At 67.3% G+C, this 16,512-nt stretch carries 18 protein-coding genes; 13 read left to right on the top strand and 5 right to left on the bottom strand.

The window, feature by feature from the left end; translation table 11 throughout:
- Window positions 1–108: 108 nt before the first annotated feature.
- The 10 genes from OVA31_RS02350 to OVA31_RS02305 all read left to right on the top strand — a co-directional run bounded on the left by OVA31_RS02350 (window position 109) and on the right by OVA31_RS02305 (window position 8,588).
- Window positions 109–549 carry a VOC family protein gene (locus OVA31_RS02350; RefSeq protein ID WP_267629524.1) on the top strand — a complete coding sequence of 147 codons (441 nt, stop codon included), beginning with the start codon at window positions 109–111 and terminating at the stop codon, window positions 547–549.
- 58 nt (window positions 550–607) lie between these two features.
- Window positions 608–1,711: a succinyl-diaminopimelate desuccinylase gene (dapE, locus tag OVA31_RS02345; protein WP_267629523.1), complete on the top strand. Its 1,104-nt coding sequence runs from the start codon at window positions 608–610 to the stop codon at window positions 1,709–1,711.
- A gap of 17 nt (window positions 1,712–1,728) precedes the next feature.
- Window positions 1,729–2,553 carry a TIGR00730 family Rossman fold protein gene (locus OVA31_RS02340; RefSeq protein WP_267629522.1) on the top strand — a complete coding sequence of 275 codons (825 nt, stop codon included), beginning with the start codon at window positions 1,729–1,731 and terminating at the stop codon, window positions 2,551–2,553.
- Window positions 2,550–3,086, top strand: coding sequence for a TIGR00730 family Rossman fold protein (locus OVA31_RS02335; protein ID WP_267629521.1), 537 nt, complete (start codon window positions 2,550–2,552; stop codon window positions 3,084–3,086). Before OVA31_RS02340 ends, OVA31_RS02335 begins: the two co-directional genes overlap by 4 nt.
- Before the next feature lie 85 nt (window positions 3,087–3,171).
- Window positions 3,172–4,950 carry a long-chain-acyl-CoA synthetase gene (locus tag OVA31_RS02330; RefSeq protein WP_267629520.1) on the top strand — a complete coding sequence of 593 codons (1,779 nt, stop codon included), beginning with the start codon at window positions 3,172–3,174 and terminating at the stop codon, window positions 4,948–4,950.
- Between the two features lie 129 nt (window positions 4,951–5,079).
- Window positions 5,080–5,943 carry a dihydropteroate synthase gene (gene folP, locus OVA31_RS02325; protein WP_267629519.1) on the top strand — a complete coding sequence of 288 codons (864 nt, stop codon included), beginning with the start codon at window positions 5,080–5,082 and terminating at the stop codon, window positions 5,941–5,943.
- Window positions 5,940–6,983, top strand: coding sequence for a glucosyl-3-phosphoglycerate synthase (locus tag OVA31_RS02320; protein WP_267629518.1), 1,044 nt, complete (start codon window positions 5,940–5,942; stop codon window positions 6,981–6,983). The genes folP and OVA31_RS02320 overlap by 4 nt, the downstream gene beginning before the upstream one ends.
- 50 nt (window positions 6,984–7,033) lie before the next feature.
- Entirely contained in the window at window positions 7,034–7,381 is a 348-nt protein-coding gene (locus OVA31_RS02315; RefSeq protein ID WP_267629517.1) for a DivIVA domain-containing protein, read from the top strand.
- Between the two features lie 134 nt (window positions 7,382–7,515).
- Window positions 7,516–7,683 carry a DUF3117 domain-containing protein gene (locus OVA31_RS02310; RefSeq protein ID WP_004019232.1) on the top strand — a complete coding sequence of 56 codons (168 nt, stop codon included), beginning with the start codon at window positions 7,516–7,518 and terminating at the stop codon, window positions 7,681–7,683.
- Window positions 7,684–7,697: 14 nt separating this feature from the next.
- The gene (locus OVA31_RS02305; protein ID WP_267629516.1) at window positions 7,698–8,588 is read left to right on the top strand and encodes a putative RNA methyltransferase; all 891 of its coding nucleotides are present in this window, start codon (window positions 7,698–7,700) and stop codon (window positions 8,586–8,588) included.
- Between the two features lie 9 nt (window positions 8,589–8,597).
- Here the strand turns inward: OVA31_RS02305 and glgA are convergent, their stop codons facing one another.
- A complete protein-coding gene (gene glgA, locus OVA31_RS02300; RefSeq protein WP_267629515.1) occupies window positions 8,598–9,764 on the bottom strand; it encodes a glycogen synthase in 1,167 nt (388 codons plus the stop codon).
- Between the two features lie 113 nt (window positions 9,765–9,877).
- On the opposite strand from glgA, the gene glgC reads away from it, so the two are divergent.
- The gene (gene glgC, locus OVA31_RS02295; protein ID WP_267629514.1) at window positions 9,878–11,092 is read left to right on the top strand and encodes a glucose-1-phosphate adenylyltransferase; all 1,215 of its coding nucleotides are present in this window, start codon (window positions 9,878–9,880) and stop codon (window positions 11,090–11,092) included.
- A gap of 201 nt (window positions 11,093–11,293) precedes the next feature.
- Here the strand turns inward: glgC and OVA31_RS02290 are convergent, their stop codons facing one another.
- The 3 genes from OVA31_RS02290 to cofD are packed head-to-tail and all read right to left on the bottom strand — an operon-like array spanning window position 11,294 to window position 14,297.
- Window positions 11,294–11,878: an NUDIX hydrolase gene (locus OVA31_RS02290; protein WP_267629513.1), complete on the bottom strand. Its 585-nt coding sequence runs from the start codon at window positions 11,876–11,878 to the stop codon at window positions 11,294–11,296.
- A complete protein-coding gene (locus OVA31_RS02285) occupies window positions 11,875–13,233 on the bottom strand; it encodes a coenzyme F420-0:L-glutamate ligase (protein ID WP_267629512.1) in 1,359 nt (452 codons plus the stop codon). The genes OVA31_RS02290 and OVA31_RS02285 overlap by 4 nt, the downstream gene beginning before the upstream one ends.
- Entirely contained in the window at window positions 13,230–14,297 is a 1,068-nt protein-coding gene (gene cofD, locus OVA31_RS02280; protein ID WP_267629511.1) for a 2-phospho-L-lactate transferase, read from the bottom strand. Before cofD ends, OVA31_RS02285 begins: the two co-directional genes overlap by 4 nt.
- A 695-nt stretch (window positions 14,298–14,992) precedes the next feature.
- Here cofD and OVA31_RS02275 point away from each other — a divergent pair.
- The gene (locus OVA31_RS02275) at window positions 14,993–15,250 is read left to right on the top strand and encodes a WhiB family transcriptional regulator (RefSeq protein ID WP_223309227.1); all 258 of its coding nucleotides are present in this window, start codon (window positions 14,993–14,995) and stop codon (window positions 15,248–15,250) included.
- 36 nt (window positions 15,251–15,286) lie between these two features.
- Here the strand turns inward: OVA31_RS02275 and OVA31_RS02270 are convergent, their stop codons facing one another.
- Complete coding sequence (locus OVA31_RS02270) at window positions 15,287–15,892, bottom strand: metallopeptidase family protein (RefSeq protein ID WP_420714130.1); 606 nt, start codon at window positions 15,890–15,892, stop codon at window positions 15,287–15,289.
- Window positions 15,893–16,001: 109 nt separating this feature from the next.
- Between OVA31_RS02270 and OVA31_RS02265 the strand changes: the two genes are divergently transcribed.
- The gene (locus OVA31_RS02265) at window positions 16,002–16,472 is read left to right on the top strand and encodes a DUF3499 domain-containing protein (protein WP_267629510.1); all 471 of its coding nucleotides are present in this window, start codon (window positions 16,002–16,004) and stop codon (window positions 16,470–16,472) included.
- Window positions 16,473–16,512 lie beyond the last annotated feature (40 nt).

Genomic DNA, 16,512 nt, shown 5'->3' with positions numbered 1-16,512 from the left:
TGTCCTTCCCTGGAGAATGGATCGAGAATAAGTCGCGGAGTCGGGGCCGAGGGTGTCGAGCGGACGTTTGTCATTCGGCTGGGCGATACGAGGACCCGGCCGGACCCGATGGGTCCGGCCGACGTGCCCGGAGGCATCGGGCGGGCGAGTAGATTCAGCTCACGCACGCCTGACGACGACTCCGATGTGGAGGACCAGATGATCCGCGGTATGCACGCCCTGTTCTATTCGACCGAAGAACAGGCACTTCGTGACTTCATCAAGGACAAACTGCAGTTGCCGTCCACCGATACCGGTGGCGGCTGGCTCATCTTCGATGCCCCGGAGGCGGACCTGGGAGTGCACCCGACCGACGGCACGAGCCCGCCGTCGGGGACTGCAGACATCTCGTTCTACTGCGACCGGATCGAGGAGACGGTCGCGGAACTGAAGAGCCGCGGCGTCGAGTTCACCCAGGACGTCGAGGATCACGGCTACGGGTTCGTGACGTATTTCAAGGTTCCGGGCGGGTTCAACGTCCAGTTGTACGAGCCCCGCTACCAGAAATGACCGCGACGGCGGTCCCGCGACCGTCGGCGGTGGCGTGGCCACGCGTTACGGTGAACCGGTGACCACGCCCGACCTCGACCTGCATGCCGACCCCGTCGATCTCACCGCCGCCCTCGTCGACATCGAGAGCGAATCCCGCAACGAGACGGTCGTGGCCGACGCCGTCGAATCCGCCCTCCGCGCCCAGACAAGCGGTTTCGAGATCATCCGGCACGGCAATCGAGTCCTCGCGCGGACCGATCGCGGACTGCGGAGTCGCGTGATCTTGGCCGGTCACCTCGACACGGTGCCGGTGGCGGGCAATCTCCCACACCGTCGCACGGACGACGAGACCGAGGGTGACGTGTTGCACGGATGCGGCACGGTCGACATGAAATCCGGAGACGCGGTCTTCCTGCATCTCGCGGCGACGACGACCGAGCCTGCACACGACCTCACCCTGATCTTCTACGACTGCGAGGAGATCGCGGCGAAGTACAACGGGCTCGGTGTGATCGAGCGCGAACTGCCCGAATGGCTCCGCGGTGATGTCGCGATCCTCGGCGAGCCGACCGCCGGACTGATCGAGGCGGGCTGCCAGGGCACCATGCGGGCGCGGTTCTCGGCGCGCGGTGTGCGCGCGCATTCGGCCCGATCGTGGATGGGCGACAACGCGATTCACAAACTCGGCGGAGTGCTCACCACCCTGGCCGCCTACCGTCCGAGAACCGTCGACATCGACGGCTGCGAGTATCGGGAGGGCCTGTCCGCCGTCGGGATCGGCGGTGGCGTTGCCGGCAACGTCGTGCCGGACGACGCGTACGTCGACGTCAACTTCCGTTTCGCACCCGACCGCAGTGCCGAGCAGGCCACCGAGCACGTCCGGCAGGTGTTCGCGGCCGAACTCGCCGACGGCGAACTGGGTTTCGAGGTCACGGATTCGGCGGCCGGGGCGTTGCCGGGGCTGTCGAATCCCGCGGCCGCAGCGTTGGTGGCGGCTGCCGACGGCAGGTTCCGGGCAAAGTACGGGTGGACCGACGTCTCCCGGTTCTCGGCGCTCGGCGTGCCCGCGGTGAATCTCGGGCCGGGCGACCCGAATCTGGCTCATCGGGTCGACGAGCGGGTGCCGGTGGGTCAGATCGGTCAGGTCGCCGATCTCCTGCGTGCGTTCCTGTCCGGGTAGCCATTAGCGTGATGACCATGTCATCCGCTGATCCCTCCGACGAAACGGGCCGTCACCGGTCCGGTGACGCGCCGTCCCCCGACGATCTCGAGACCTGCTATGTCGGACCGGTGCGTGTCCGACGTGAACAGGGCGAACCGGGCAAGACCACCGATCGTCGGCTCCTGGAATGGGTCGATCCGCGTGATGCGGATCTGCGCGCCGAGCGGACCATGCGGGATTCGTGGCGGGTGCTGCGCATCCAGTCGGAGTTCGTCGCGGGCTTCGATGCGCTGAGTGAGGTCGCCGAGGCCGTCACCGTGTTCGGATCCGCGCGCCTGGTCCCCGGCTCCGACGACTTCGATCTCGCGGTGCGGCTCGGCCGGGCGCTGGGGGAGGCAGGGTATGCGGTGATCACCGGCGGCGGCCCGGGGGCGATGGAGGCCGCCAATCGGGGTGCCTGGGACGCCGGGGCCCAATCCATCGGCCTCAACATCGAATTGCCGTTCGAGCAACACCTCAACGAGTGGGTCGACGTCGGTATGAACTTCCGCTACTTCTTCGTGCGCAAGACGATGTTCGTCAAGTACGCGCAGGCCTTCGTCTGCCTGCCGGGCGGATTCGGGACCCTCGACGAGCTCTTCGAGGCACTGACGCTCGTGCAGACGAAGAAGGTCGTCCGATTCCCGATCGTGCTGATCGGCCGTGATCACTGGTCCGGCCTGGTGGACTGGATGCGTGAGGTGCTGTTGACCAAGGGGATGATCTCGCCAGACGATCTCGACCTGCTGCATCTCGTCGACGAGCCGTCCGAGGCGGTCGACATCATCGGGGCGGCCGCGGCCGGACGTGGTGGTCGATGAGCGCGATCTGCGTCTACTGCGCATCAGGTCCGGTCGAGCAGCGGTTTCTCGATCTCGCAGCCGATCTCGGCGCCGCCCTGGCCGCGGCCGGTCACACGGTGGTGTCCGGCGGCGGCAACATCTCCATGATGGGCGCACTCGCCGAGTCCGCGAGAGCGGCGGGCGGGACAACGGTCGGGATCATCCCGCGCGCGCTGATGGAACGTGAAGTCGCCGATCTCGGCGCCGATGAACTCGTGGTGACCGAGACGATGCGCGAGCGCAAGCGCCTGATGGACGATCGCGCGGACGGCTTCATCACCCTACCGGGCGGCATCGGCACCCTTGAGGAGTTGTTCGAGACGTGGACTGCCGGGTATCTCGGCATGCACGACAAACCGGTGGTGCTCCTCGACCCGTTCGAGTTCTACGCGCCGCTGCTGGGGTGGCTACGCGACCTTCGCGGGCAGGGATTCGTCTCCCGCAACGCCCTCGACCGGCTACTCGTCGCCGAATCGGTGCCGATGGCCATCCGGTTTGCTACTGCTCGGTAAGGTAGGCGAGATGTTCGACAACGATCCTTGTCGAACCCGGCCCGGGTGACACCCCAAGTGCACGAGGAAGCGGAGTACACAACTGATGTCGAGCAGTGATACGCACACCGCAGTCGGTTTCACCGACCTGATCCGCGGCGTCGTGAAGATGGCACCGCAGGCCCCCGGCATGCTCAAGCACGTGCCGGGACTCATCCGTCGGCCGCCGGAGGCCAAGCGCACCATCGGCTCGATATTCCAGAATCACGCGCAGGCCCACCCGGACCGTCCCTTCATCCGCTTCCAGGGCCGGTCGATGACCTACGGCGAGGTGAACCGGCGGGTCAACCGGTACGCGGCCGTGCTCGCCGAGAGTGGGGTGGGCAAGGGTGACGTCGTGGCCATCCTCGCCAAGAACTCGCCGACCGACTTGATGCTCATGCTCGCGACGGTGAAACTCGGCGCGGTCGCGGGGATGCTGAACTACAACCAGCGCGGAAAGGTCATGGCGCACAGCGTCGCCCTGCTCGATGCGAAGGTGCTGGTGCACGACCCCGACTGTGCCGAGGCGTTCGAGTCGATCCCGGCCGAGGGGCGACCGCCGCGCGTCTTCGATTTCGCCGACTTCGACGCCGCGGCAGAGGGCCGGTCGGAGGACAACCCGGCGGTGACCGCGACCCTGCCCGCGTCGACCAAGGCCTTCTACATCTTCACGTCGGGCACCACCGGGATGCCCAAGGCTAGCGTGATGAGCCACAACAGATGGCTGGCGAACCTGTCCGGCATCGGCGGTCTCGCGGTTCGCCTGAAGCACAGCGACACCATGTACGTGCCGCTGCCGCTCTACCACAACAACGCCCTGTCGGTGTCCCTCGGATCGGTGCTGGCCTCGGGTGCGTGCATCGCGATCGGGAAGTCGTTCTCGGCATCGAAATTCTGGGATGACGTGATCCTCAACCGGGCCACGGCCTTCTGCTACATCGGCGAGCTGTGCCGCTACCTCCTGGCGCAGCCCGAGAAGCCCACCGACCGTCAGCACGCGGTCAGGGTGATCATCGGCAACGGTATGCGGCCCGAGATCTGGGACGAGTTCGCCGAGCGATTCGGGATCGATCGGATCGTCGAGTTCTATGGCGCCAGCGAGCTCAATCTCGCCTTCGTGAACGCCTTCAGCGTCAAGCGCACCGCAGGTTTCTGTCCGCTGCCGTACAAGATCGTCGAGTACGACGACCACGGCGAACCCAAGCGCGACGCGCACGGTCACCTCACCGAAGTCGGCAAGGGCGGCACCGGTCTGCTGGTGGCCGAGATCAGCGAACGCGTGCCCCTCGACGGATACACCGACCCTGAGGCCACCGAGAAGAAGGTGATCCGCGACGCGTTCAAGGCGGGCGACTCCTACTTCAATTCGGGGGATCTCGTGCGCGATCAGGGCTTCGCCCACATCGCGTTCGTCGACCGTCTCGGTGACACGTTCCGATGGAAGGGCGAGAACGTCGCGACCACCGAGGTCGAGGCGGCGCTCGACTCCTTCTCGTCGATCGCCCAGTCGGTGGTCTACGGCGTCGAGATCGAGAAGACCGACGGCCGTGCCGGCATGGGTGCGATCAAGGTCCGCGACGGCTCCGACCTCGACCCCGGCAAACTCGCGGCCCACCTCTACGATCATCTGCCTGCATACGCGGTGCCGCTCTTCATCCGGGTCGTCGACGACTTCGAGCAGACCTCCACTTTCAAGAACCGCAAGGTGGAACTGCGCGAAGAGGGCTTCACGAAGGTCGGCGACGACGACCTCTACGTGCTCGCAGGCCGGGACAAGGGATACGTTGACTTCTACGACGATTACCCGTCCGATGTCGCAGCGGCAAAGGTGCCCAAGGGCTGAGCGGCAACTCATGGGGTTTGCGCTGGTCGAGTAGGTGACGAGCGTAGCGAGGAACCGTGGTTTGCGCTGGTCGAGTAGGTGACGAGCGTAGCGAGGAACCGTATCGAGACCACTCGTTACGCTGGTGCCATGCTCCCGACGTTGTGCGGAAAACCCGTCGCGACCGACCGCGCTCTCGTGATGGCCATCGTCAACCGGACGCCGGACTCGTTCTACGACATGGGTGCGAGCTTCGCGGACTCTGCCGCTCAGGCCCGCATCGATCAGGTGGTGGCCGAAGGTGCGGACATCGTCGACATCGGCGGGGTGAAGGCCGGACCGGGTGTCGAGGTGGACGCTGCCACCGAGACCGATCGCGTGGTCCCGATGATCGCCTGGGTCCGGGATCGCCACCCCGATATCCTCATCAGCGTCGACACCTGGCGCAGTGAGGTCGCCGAGCGTGCATGCGCGGCAGGCGCCGATCTGATCAACGACACCTGGGCCGGAGCCGACCCGGATCTTGTCAAGGTTGCCGCCGCTCGGGGTGCCGGGATCGTCTGCTCGCACACCGGCGGGGCGACTGTTCGGACCCGTCCGCACCGGGTGGCCTATGCGGATGTGGTCGCCGATGTGATCGCCGACGTCACGGCGGGGGCGCGACGGGCCGTCGAAGCGGGGGTTGCCCGTGACTCGATCGTGATCGACCCGACACATGATTTTGGCAAGAACACCCACCACGGGCTCGCCTTGTTACGCCAGGTAAACGATCTTGTTAATACCGGCTGGCCAGTGCTTATGGCACTGAGCAACAAGGATTTCGTGGGGGAGACTCTGGGTGTGGATCTCGATGAACGGTTGGAGGGAACTCTGGCCGCGACAGCCCTGAGTGCCGCCGCAGGCGCCCGGATCTTTCGTGTGCATGAGGTCGCCGCCACCCGTCGCGTGGTCGACATGGTCGCTGCCATCGCGGGGTCACGACCGCCCGCCCGAACAGTCAGGGGACTCGCATGACCGAACAGGGACGACGTACCCAGACGCGTCGCAAGGCGACCGTCACCAACAGCCGCAACAAGGCCAACATCTGGCCCACACCTGCCGACACCCTCGGGACCAAGCAGCGGTGGGCGGCGACCAACACGTGGGAACAGCCGGAATGGACGCTCGACGAGCTCGTCGCGGCCAAGGACGGCCGCACCGTCTCGGTCGTGCTGCCAGCGCTCAACGAGGAGGAGACGGTCGCCGATGTGATCGCGTCGATCCGGCCGCTGTGCGGCACGCTGGTCGACGAGCTGATCGTGCTCGACTCCGGGTCGACCGACGCCACCGAGGAGCGGGCGCGGGCGGCCGGTGCCACCGTGATCGGACGTGAACAGGCCGTGCCGGAACTCGAACCGGTGAAGGGCAAGGGTGAGGTGCTGTGGCGGTCGATCGCGGTCGCCACGGGCGACATCATCGCGTTCGTCGACTCCGACCTGATCGATCCGGATCCGATGTTCGTACCCAAGATGCTCGGGCCGCTCCTGATCGATCCCCGTATCCAGCTCGTGAAGGGCTACTACCGTCGCCCGCTGCGCACCGGTGGTCAGCACGATGCCAACGGTGGTGGACGGGTCACCGAGCTCGTCGCACGTCCCCTGTTGGCGTCGCAGCGACCGGATCTGACCGGCATCCTGCAGCCCCTGGGCGGCGAGTACGCCGGAACGCGCGAACTGCTCTCGTCGGTGCCGTTCGCGCCGGGCTATGGCGTCGAGATCGGTCTGCTGATCGACACCTTCGACCGGTACGGACTCGAGGGCATCGGGCAGGTCAATCTCGGGGTGCGGACGCACCGGAACCGGCCGCTGATCGAACTGGGCGTGATGAGCAGGCAGATCGTCGGCACCTTGATGCGGCGGTGCGGCATCGAGGACTCCGGGATCGGGCTCACGCAGTTCACCGCCGAGCCGGACGGATCGTTCACCCCGCACACCACCGAGGTCTACCTGGAGGATCGGCCGCCGATGAACACCATCCGGCCAGTCGAGACCGACACCGCGGAGATGGCCTCCTGACGGGTCACTCCTGAGGGAGATCGTCACGACCGTCTGACAGTATTGGTGCCATGCAGACGATCCTGCTGTACCTGCTGATCATGGCCGTCGTGGTGGCCGCGGTCTTCGCCGTGGTGTGGTTCGTCTTCGGTCGCGGCGAGGATCTCCCGCCGCTCGACCGGGGTACCACGCTGACCAGGCTCCCGCGGGCAGGCATCACCGGCGCCAATGTCCGTGCGCTCACGTTCTCGCAGAAGTTCCGTGGCTATTCAGCGGCCGAAGTCGACTGGGCCATGGAGAAACTCGCACGTGAACTCGACGAATTGCGTGGTGTCGTCCTCGACCTCCAAGGCCGCGAGGCGGCCGACCTGTCGGCGACCGATGGCGACCGACGGGACGGGTCATCGGCCGAGCGCTGACACCGACTGGCCACGTGCGCAGCAGTGACGCCGGGTCGTACACGTATCATTGTCCTGGCACCTGCAGCATTTCCGACCGATGTTGAGGGTGTCGTTCCACACCGTGTGGCGAATGCTCTGAAGGGAGTTCGAGAATGGCGGCAATGAAGCCACGTACTGGGGACGGCCCCCTCGAAGCGGCCAAGGAAGGACGTGGAATCGTTGTCCGGATTCCGATCGAAGGTGGCGGGCGACTCGTGGTCGAACTGACCGCGGACGAGGCGGCGGCATTGGGCGAGGAATTGCGCGGGGTCACCGGCTGAGCCGAGAAGGCGTGATGGCGGGGCCGCTGCGCGACGTCGAGTCCGCGCTGCGGTGCCCGGTATGCGCCGCCGACCTGGCGGTCGCCGCCGACCACCGGTCGCTGCACTGCGGCGCATCCCACCGTTTCGACATCGCCCGGCAGGGATATGTCTCACTGATCGACGGACGGTCGACGAATCACCTGTCCGACTCCGCGCAGATGGTCGCTGCGCGCCGGCGCGTCCACGAGTCCGGGTTCTTCGGTGTGGTGTCCGAAGCCGTTGCAGATGTCGTCGAGCGAGCCGTCGCCGAGAGTTCGGGGGACACGGACCGGCCAGGCCTCGTGCTCGACGCGGGCGCGGGGACCGGGCACTATCTCGCGGCCGGACTGGACCGAGTGCCGGGGCTCTACGGAATCGGTCTCGATCTGTCGAAGTACTGTGCGCGGTCGGTCGCCCGATCGCACCCACGCGCGGCGTCGGTGGTCGCCGACGTCTGGCGGCCCCTGCCGATCCGATCGTCGTCGATCGGCGTGGTCCTCTCCATCTTCTCGCCGCGCAACGTCGACGAGTTCGTCCGCGTGCTGCACCCGCGGGGGGTCCTTGTGGTGGTGACGCCCAATGCCGATCATCTCGGCGAGATCATCGCTCCGATGGGGATGCTCGCGGTCGGTGCGGACAAGGACGACCGACTGCGCAGCGCGCTCGGCGGAGAATTCGAGGTCGCCTCGGACACCGTCGTCGGCGACCGGCGCCCACTCGACGCCGACGCCATCGTGGACGTCGTCGCCATGGGCCCGACCGCCTTTCATCGCTCGCCGGAGCAGATCCGGTCCGATGCCGACATGGTGATCACCGACGCGGGCGGCCCGCTCGACGTCTCGGTCTCCGTCACGGTCACGACCTGCCGCCCGCGGCAGCGTTGAGGACTCGTCTCACCGCAGGATCGAGCGATACACCTCGAGCGTTTGTTCGGCGATCGCATCCCACGAGAACTCGGCCTCGGCCCGTTCCCGTCCGGCCGAGCCCATCGCCGACGCTTCGGTGGGGTCGCCGACGACGGCGTTGACGGCGTCGGCGAGCCCGGCCTCGAACGCCCGGGGTTCGACCGCGTCGTAATGCACCAACCGGCCGGTGACGTTGTCGCGGACGACCTCCGGAATGCCGCCGACTGCGGAGGCCACCACCGCGGTGCCACATGCCATCGCCTCGAGATTCACGATCCCCAGCGGCTCGTAGACCGACGGGCACAGGAAAACGGTTGCTGCGGTGAGTATTTCGCGGATTCGGGGTTGGGGGAGCATCTCCCGGACCCAGTACACACCATCGCGCGACGCGGACAGCTCGGATACCGCGCCCTCGATCTCGGCGCCGATCTCCGGGGTGTCGGGGGCGCCGGCACACAGCACCAGCTGGATGTCGGGGGCGAAGTGGTGCGCCGCGGCGACCAGGTGGGCGACACCCTTCTGGCGGGTGATCCGTCCGACGAACGCGACGATCGGGCGGTCGGGATCCACGCCGAGGCTTACCAGGGTCGATTCAGGCCCGAACGCATCGTCCACGGGAAACCACGAGGTGGTGTCGATACCGTTGCGCACCACGTGAACCCGTTCGGGATCGAGGCGTGGGTAGGTGTCGCAGACGTCGGTGCGCATACCGGAACTCACCGCGATGACGGCGTCGGCGTACTCGACCGCGTTGCGCTCCACCCAGCTCGACACGCGGTACCCGCCGCCCAGTTGCTCGGCCTTCCACGGCCGCATCGGTTCCAGCGAGTGCGCTGTCAGCACGTGGGGCACCCCGTAGAGCTGCGCGGCGAGATGGCCGGCCAGGCCCGTGTACCAGGTGTGGGAGTGGACCAGATCGGCACCCTGCGCACCCACGACCATCCGCAGATCGGTCGACAGCGTGGTGATGGCGGCATTGGCGCCGGCGATCCCCGGATCCGGCTGATAGACATGGGCGGTGTCGCGTTCGGCGCCCATGCAGTGCACGTCTACGGTGGCGAGGCTGCGAAGGTGCCGCACCAGTTCCGTGACGTGTACGCCGGCGCCGCCGTACACCTCGGGTGGATACTCCCGGGTCATCATCGCCACCCTCATGCGGTTGACGCTAACGCCAACGTCGGCTGTTCGCCAACGGTGCTGCGAAACACGCGGCCGCGGACAGGTCATTCGTCTGGCCCGAGCCGTGGATGCCGGTTAAGTTGGGGAGTGTGAGAACACAGCCGCACGTGCTCGGAATGGTCCTCGCAGGCGGCGAGGGGAAGCGCCTCTACCCCCTGACGATGGATCGTGCGAAACCTGCGGTTCCGTTCGGCGGTTCCTACCGCCTCATCGACTTCGTGCTGTCCAATCTCGTGAATGCGGGATACGAACGCATCTGCGTGCTCACGCAATACAAGTCGCATTCACTCGATCGGCACATCTCGCAGACGTGGTTCTCGGCCGGGTTCCACGGTGAGTACATCACCCCCGTTCCGGCACAGCAGCGCCTCGGGCCCCGTTGGTACACCGGCAGTGCGGACGCGATCTTCCAGTCGATGAACCTGATCACCGACGAGGAACCCGAGTACATCGTGGTGTTCGGCGCCGACAACGTGTACCGCATGGACCCCTCTCAGATGGTCGAGGCGCACATCGCCGCCGGTGCCGACGTGACCGTTGCCGGTATCCGGGTGCCCCGCGCGGAGGCGACGGCGTTCGGCTGCATCGACTCGGACGCGTCGGGCCGGATCACCCGATTCCTCGAGAAGCCGACCGATCCGCCTGGCACGCCGGATGATCCCGACGCCACGTTCGCGTCCATGGGCAACTACGTGTTCACTACCAAGGCGCTCGTCGACGCCATCCGCTCCGATGCCGCCGACCCCGATTCCGATCACGACATGGGTGGCGACATCATTCCCGGGTTCGTCCGCCGCAACACGGCGTTCGTCTACGACTTCAAGGACAACGAGGTGCCGGGTGCCACCGAGCGCGACAAGGGTTACTGGCGTGACGTCGGGACCCTGGATGCGTTCTATGACGCCCACATGGACCTGGTGTCGGTGCACCCGGTCTTCAACCTGTACAACCGGCGCTGGCCGATCCGCGGCGAGACGGTCAACCTGCCGCCCGCCAAGTTCGTGCAGGGCGGTACCGCACAGGACTCCGTCGTCGGTGCCGGCAGCATCATCTCGGCCGGCACGGTGAGTGACTCGGTGTTGTCGGCGAACGTCGTCATCGAGGACGGGGCAATCGTCGAGGGCAGCGTCCTGATGCCCGGCGTCCGGGTGGGCAAAGGTGCCGTGGTGCGTCACGCCATCCTCGACAAGAACGTCCACGTCGGCGAAGGAATGCAGCTCGGCGTGGATGCCGCCGCGGATCGTGAACGCTTCTCCATCAGCGGCGGTGGCGTGGTGACCGTCGGCAAGGGGATGCGGATCTAGAACGCCTTCGGGTGAGCCCGGCCCGTCCTCGATCGTGCCCGGTTTCCCGCCGATCGTGCGCGGTTTCGCCTCGATCGGGTACAGACCCGCAGGTGCGACGCCGCTCTGTACCCGCTTGGATGGATGTGTGCCCGATCGGCGAGAAACTGTGCCCGATCGGCGAGGATCTGTGCACGATCGACGGAACTGGCCGGTGGCGGCTCAGGTGGGGTCGGCTCGCCGCCAGGCCGCGAGTCCGCGGTCGATGAGAATCGGGACGTCGACGGTGTCGGTGTCCGCTGGTAGCTCGTCGATCGGCCACCAGGCGAGATCGACCGACTCGTCGCTGCGCACGATCGCCGGTGGCCGACCGTCGCCAGTCGGCTGCGCGACGGCAGCGTAACGCACGTCGAGGTGGCGGGTCGGGACGCCGAGAGAACAGGTGATCGGATGGGTGTGCAGGTGGACGGGCGCAGCGGTCAGTCGCAGGTCCGGCACACCCGATTCCTCGCGTGCCTCGCGCGCGGCCGCCCCGGCCAGCGTCTCGTCGGACTCCTCGCAATGGCCACCGAGCTGAATCCACTTGCCCACCCGCGGATGCAAGGTCAGCAGGACGTGGGTGAGCGTCGCGTCGAAGACGATCGCCGATCCGGTCAGGTGGCCCGGCTCGCAGCGGCGCAGGCACGCTTCTGGCGCCGCGGCGAGAAACGCGAGATACGTGTGGCGCAACGCGTCCTGTTCGGCATCCGGTGCCGCCCACGAACGTAGGGAGGCCACGGCCGATGCGTGTAGCGACGCCATGGTCACCGCTCGATCACCAGTCCATCGGTGGCCGCCGCCGGCCGCAGCCCGGCGTCCTCCTCGGGTCGTCCGATGGCGACCGCGCCCAGCGGTTCCCAGTTCTCGTCGAGGTCGAGGACGTCGCGGACGATGTCCGGGGCGAAGATGGTCGACCCGATCCAGCAGCTCCCGACGCCGCGCACCGACAGGGACACCAGCAGCGACGACACCGCGCCGCCCGCCGCAACCGTGAACATCGTGTGTTCGGCGGCCGCACGCCGGGCGTCCGGGTAGTCGTGAGCACCATCGGGGACGAGGAAAGGGATCACCAACTCGGGTGCGTCGTAAAGGATCTGGCCTCGACGCACGCGTTTGCGGATCGACTCCGCCGACTTCTCGTCACCCTCGAGGTCGTGCCGCCAGGCGGCGGCCATCGCGTCGAGCAGCCGGGTTCGGCGTTCGCCGGAGCGGACCCAGACGAATCGGACCGGATGGGTGTGATGCGGTGCGGGTGCGGTGAGTGCCTCGGCGAACGCGGCGGACATCACCTCGGGGTCGACGGCGCCGGGCGCGAACGTGCGCACCGACCGACGCGTCCGCACCGCCTCGCGACGGCCCTGCTCGATCGCCTCCGCGGTGCCCATCCGAAACAGGTCCTCCGACGCCGGACGGACGAGATCGACGGCCCCGGAACCGTCGTCGACCGGCGCGAGGCCGCGCACCACGGCGATGGGTACCCCGCCGAGTTTGCCCTTCACCAGATCAGCCGCCGCGGCGATCTCGTCTGCGACGGCGATGTCGGTGACGACCAGGGGATTCCCGTACGCGTCGACCGACCCCTCGTAGGGATGGGAGACCCGGATGCCCGCCGCGCCGATGGCGACGTCGGTCTGGCCGTTACGCCAGGCGCGGCCCATCGTGTCGGTGACGATCACCGCGACGTCGATGCCGGCCACCTCACGTATACGTGCCCGGAGCCCCGCCGCGCTCGCGTCGGGGTCCACCGGCAGCAGGGCGAGTTGATCGGTGGCGATGTTCGATCCGTCCACCCCGGCCGCCGCCTGCACGATGCCGATTCGGTTCTCGGTGATCAGCGTCCGGTTCTTGCGTGCCAGTATCCGCACGGACTCGTCGTCGACGAGCTTGCGGCGCAGCGCATCTCGTTCTTCCGGATCGGTCGGCGCGGCCACCATGCGGTTCTCCACCTTGGAGAAGATCTTGCTGGTCACCACGACGATGTCGTCGTCGGCGAGCCAGGGTGCGGCGGCGAGGAGTTCGGTGGCGATGTCGCTCTGCGGCCCGAACTCGCCGAGACCGGTGACTGCCCGGATCTCGAGGCCTCCGACGGACCCGTGGTCGTGGGGCGCCGGAGAGCCGGTCACGAGGTACTCCGTTCCGCTGCGCCGATATTGCGATCGGGGGTGGCCACTCCGACCAGCGTGCATGCGTCGCGGACCATCTGGGCGGTGGTGGCCGGATCGCTCATCAGCAGCGGTGCGGAACCGATCGCGACGCCGTCGACGGCGGCCCGGTCGCCTTCGGCGACCAACCATCCGTCGAGGATCCCGTTGCCACTGCGCGCGCCGTAATGTGCCGCGATGGCCTCGGCGGAGGTCTCCACACCGATCACCGACAGGCATTCGTCGGCCATCCCGCGCAGCGGCCGGTTGTCGATCACGGGGGAGATGCCGACGACGGGGGCCGAGGTGGTGCGCAGCGCGCTGCGCACCCCGGGCACACTGACGATCGCGCCGATGCTGACCACCGGATTGCTGGGTGCCAGCAGCACGATGTCGGCGGCGGCGATCGCCTCGGTGACACCCGGCGCGGTGCGGGTGTCGTCGGAACCGACCTGCGCGAAACCGAAGGTCGGGATCTGTGCACGGTGTCTGACCCACCATTCCTGGAAGTGGATCGCGACCCGCTCGTCGTCGTCGCCGTCGGGCTTGGCCACCACCACGTGGGTCTCGTGACGATCATCCGTCGCGGGTATGAGCCGGACACCGGGCTGCCACCGCCGGCACAGCGCTGCCGTCACGTCGGACAGGCGGTAGCCGGCATCGAGCATCTGGGTTCGGATGAGGTGGGTGGCGAGATCGCGATCGCCGAGGCCGAACCAGTCGGGATCGGCGCCATAGGCGGCGAGCTCCTCCTTGGCGTGCCACGTCTCGTCGACACGTCCCCATCCGCGATCACGGTCGATGCCGCCGCCGAGGGTGTACATGCAGGTGTCGAGGTCGGGGCAGATCCGGACGCCGTGCATCCACGCGTCGTCGCCGACGTTGACGATCGCGGTGATCGCGTGCCCCCCGCCGTCGGGTGCCGTCGCCGTACCGCCGTGGTCGGGTTCACCCGGCCCGGGAAACGGCGTGGGGCCGAGCAATTCGCGGACGCCGGAGAGGAATCGGGCGCCACCGACGCCACCCACGAGAACCGTCACTTTCACCTCGTTCACTCTAGTGATCGAGGCGCGGGTGGTGTCGACCGCGGTGGGCGCCGACGTTCCGCGTGGTCAGTGGGCCGTCATCTGCAGGATGACGCTCAGCGGCGGTGGGTTCGCTACCATGGGTCTCGATTCCGGGGGAGGGGATCGATCATCTGTGAGATTGCTGATGTCTGCGCCCGACCCCGTGTCGAGACCGAGGGTTTCCGACGACTGATGGTATTAAGGAATCTTTTCGGTTTAACTTGACCGCAGCGGTCCATGCCGTGTGTAATCACATCAGTGTCATTATGAGTTTGAGATCGAGAATTGATGGAGCGCAAGGTTTTCGATCATTTGTTCGAATGGCTCATTGGGTGCGATACCCGGACACACGGTGAAGATCGATGGTGTGGGCAGATGTGGTGGGGCGGCAGGGTTGCCGCGGACACCGACGACTGGAACTGACAGACTTCTCGAGCTAGGAGGCGCCGACGATGGCTTTTGAGAACCCGATCGGCAATCCACTTGAACCACGCGACTATTCCGATCCCCGCAAACCCGTTGAGCCGGTGCATAGTTCGGAGGAACTCGCCGGCGCCGACGTTGCAGCCAATCATCTTGGGCTGGTGGGTGATTCAATGACGGCGCCGGGTGTCGGCGGTGTCACGGCAGCGCCGAGCGACAACTCTCCTTGGTCACAGCGGCGTCATCTTTCGTTGGTGGCCAACGACTTCGACGATCTCTTCGAGGCAGTCGAGGAACAGTGGCAGGAGCGGGCGTTGTGCGCCCAGACCGACCCCGAGGCGTTCTTCCCGGAGAAGGGTGGATCGACTCGCGAGGCCAAGCGCATCTGCCAGGGGTGCGAGGTGAAGCCGGAATGCCTGGAATACGCCCTGCACAACGACGAACGCTTCGGGATCTGGGGCGGGCTGTCCGAGCGCGAGCGCCGGCGGCTCAAGCGCGGCATCATCTGACGGCGCTGCGACCGGAGGGCCAGGACGTGTCCCGTCCTAGTCCGGCCCACGATCGATGGTGTCTTCGTCGACGCCCAGGTGGGTGGCAACCTGCTGGACCAACACCTCGTGCACCAACTCCAGCAGATCGGCGCCACGCCTGGCGCGGATCTCGAGCGGTCGTCGGAACAAGATGATCTGCGCGCGGGTGGGTTGGCCGCGTACGTCCAGCCCGGCCGGGATGAGCCGCGCCAGCGGCACCGCGCCGTCGGCGGTGACCTCGTCCGGCCACTGGATCGAGTCGGGGTCGTGCGGCAACATGCGTGGGATGTCATCCACTGCGATGTCGAGGCCTGCGAGCTGATCGTGCCAGTTCGCATCGATCTCCGCGAACGCCTCCAGGGCGATTACGTCGAAGGAGTCGGCCCGGCTCGCGAACGCAGGCACCGATTGCGGAAGCAACGGTGATCTGAGTCCCCGACCTCGACGATCGCGCAGTCGCACCGACCGCGTCGGGCTCCGAAGCACACCCCGACGGGACTCCGCACCCCGACCGCGCGCATCCTGCGCCCGCGCATCGGCACCCCGACCGCGCGGATCCTGGGCGCGACCACGAGGTTCGTCGGCGCGGCCCCGGGAGGGGCGAGGTGGATCGAAGCGCATGACGAGAGTGTAAGGATTTGTGACGTCTCTGTCGCGTGTGAGGTGCGTTTCGCGCGAGCTAGCGTGTCGCCGCCGGTGTGGACCCGCCGCCGGGGATAACCTCGTCACCGTGAAGCTTCCCCGACAGTGCTGCAGGCCCGGCTGCGCCCGTTCCGCGGTGGCTACCCTGACGTTCGTCTACTCCGAGTCCACGGCGGTCATCGGTCCACTGGCCAGCTCGGCGGAGCCGCACTCGTGGGATCTCTGTGACGATCATGCTCGCCGGATCACCGTGCCGCGTGGCTGGGAGATGCTCCGGAGCGAACGCGGCTTCTCGGCCCCCGTCGCCGAGGACTACGAGTTGACCGCTCTGGCCGAGGCGGTGCGCGAGGTCGGCGGTGCAGGACGGGTCGATCCGTCGCAATGGCCCGACCTCTTCGACGGATCGGATGACGTCGCGCCAGGCCGTCGTGGCTCCGGGGGCCGTCACCCGGACGCGTCGCCACCTGGTGACGACGCTCCCACTCGACCGCCGCAATCGGCGCGACCACGGCCGGGCCGTCGTGGTCATCTCCGGGTGCTGCCCGACCCGACCGACTGACCGGCGTTCGTCGCATGTCGTCGGGGAACCGCGGTCCGAT

The sequence above is a fragment of the Gordonia sp. SL306 genome, assembly GCF_026625785.1.
Taxonomy (GTDB): domain Bacteria; phylum Actinomycetota; class Actinomycetes; order Mycobacteriales; family Mycobacteriaceae; genus Gordonia.
The sequence above is the reverse complement of the archived record's forward strand: the minus strand, read 5'-3'. Positions and strand labels throughout refer to the sequence as shown.

What these genes read in the sequence shown, in the direction of transcription:
- OVA31_RS02350 (WP_267629524.1), top strand. Translation starts at nt 109, where the DNA reads ATGGGTCCGGCCGACGTGCCCGGAGGCATCGGGCGGGCGAGTAGATTC.
- OVA31_RS02340 (WP_267629522.1), top strand. Translation starts at nt 1,729, where the DNA reads ATGTCATCCGCTGATCCCTCCGACGAAACGGGCCGTCACCGGTCCGGT.
- OVA31_RS02335 (WP_267629521.1), top strand. Translation starts at nt 2,550, where the DNA reads ATGAGCGCGATCTGCGTCTACTGCGCATCAGGTCCGGTCGAGCAGCGG.
- OVA31_RS02330 (WP_267629520.1), top strand. Translation starts at nt 3,172, where the DNA reads ATGTCGAGCAGTGATACGCACACCGCAGTCGGTTTCACCGACCTGATC.
- folP (WP_267629519.1), top strand. Translation starts at nt 5,080, where the DNA reads ATGCTCCCGACGTTGTGCGGAAAACCCGTCGCGACCGACCGCGCTCTC.
- OVA31_RS02320 (WP_267629518.1), top strand. Translation starts at nt 5,940, where the DNA reads ATGACCGAACAGGGACGACGTACCCAGACGCGTCGCAAGGCGACCGTC.
- OVA31_RS02315 (WP_267629517.1), top strand. Translation starts at nt 7,034, where the DNA reads ATGCAGACGATCCTGCTGTACCTGCTGATCATGGCCGTCGTGGTGGCC.
- OVA31_RS02310 (WP_004019232.1), top strand. Translation starts at nt 7,516, where the DNA reads ATGGCGGCAATGAAGCCACGTACTGGGGACGGCCCCCTCGAAGCGGCC.
- OVA31_RS02305 (WP_267629516.1), top strand. Translation starts at nt 7,698, where the DNA reads ATGGCGGGGCCGCTGCGCGACGTCGAGTCCGCGCTGCGGTGCCCGGTA.
- glgA (WP_267629515.1), bottom strand. Translation starts at nt 9,764, where the DNA reads ATGAGGGTGGCGATGATGACCCGGGAGTATCCACCCGAGGTGTACGGC.
- OVA31_RS02270 (WP_420714130.1), bottom strand. Translation starts at nt 15,892, where the DNA reads ATGCGCTTCGATCCACCTCGCCCCTCCCGGGGCCGCGCCGACGAACCT.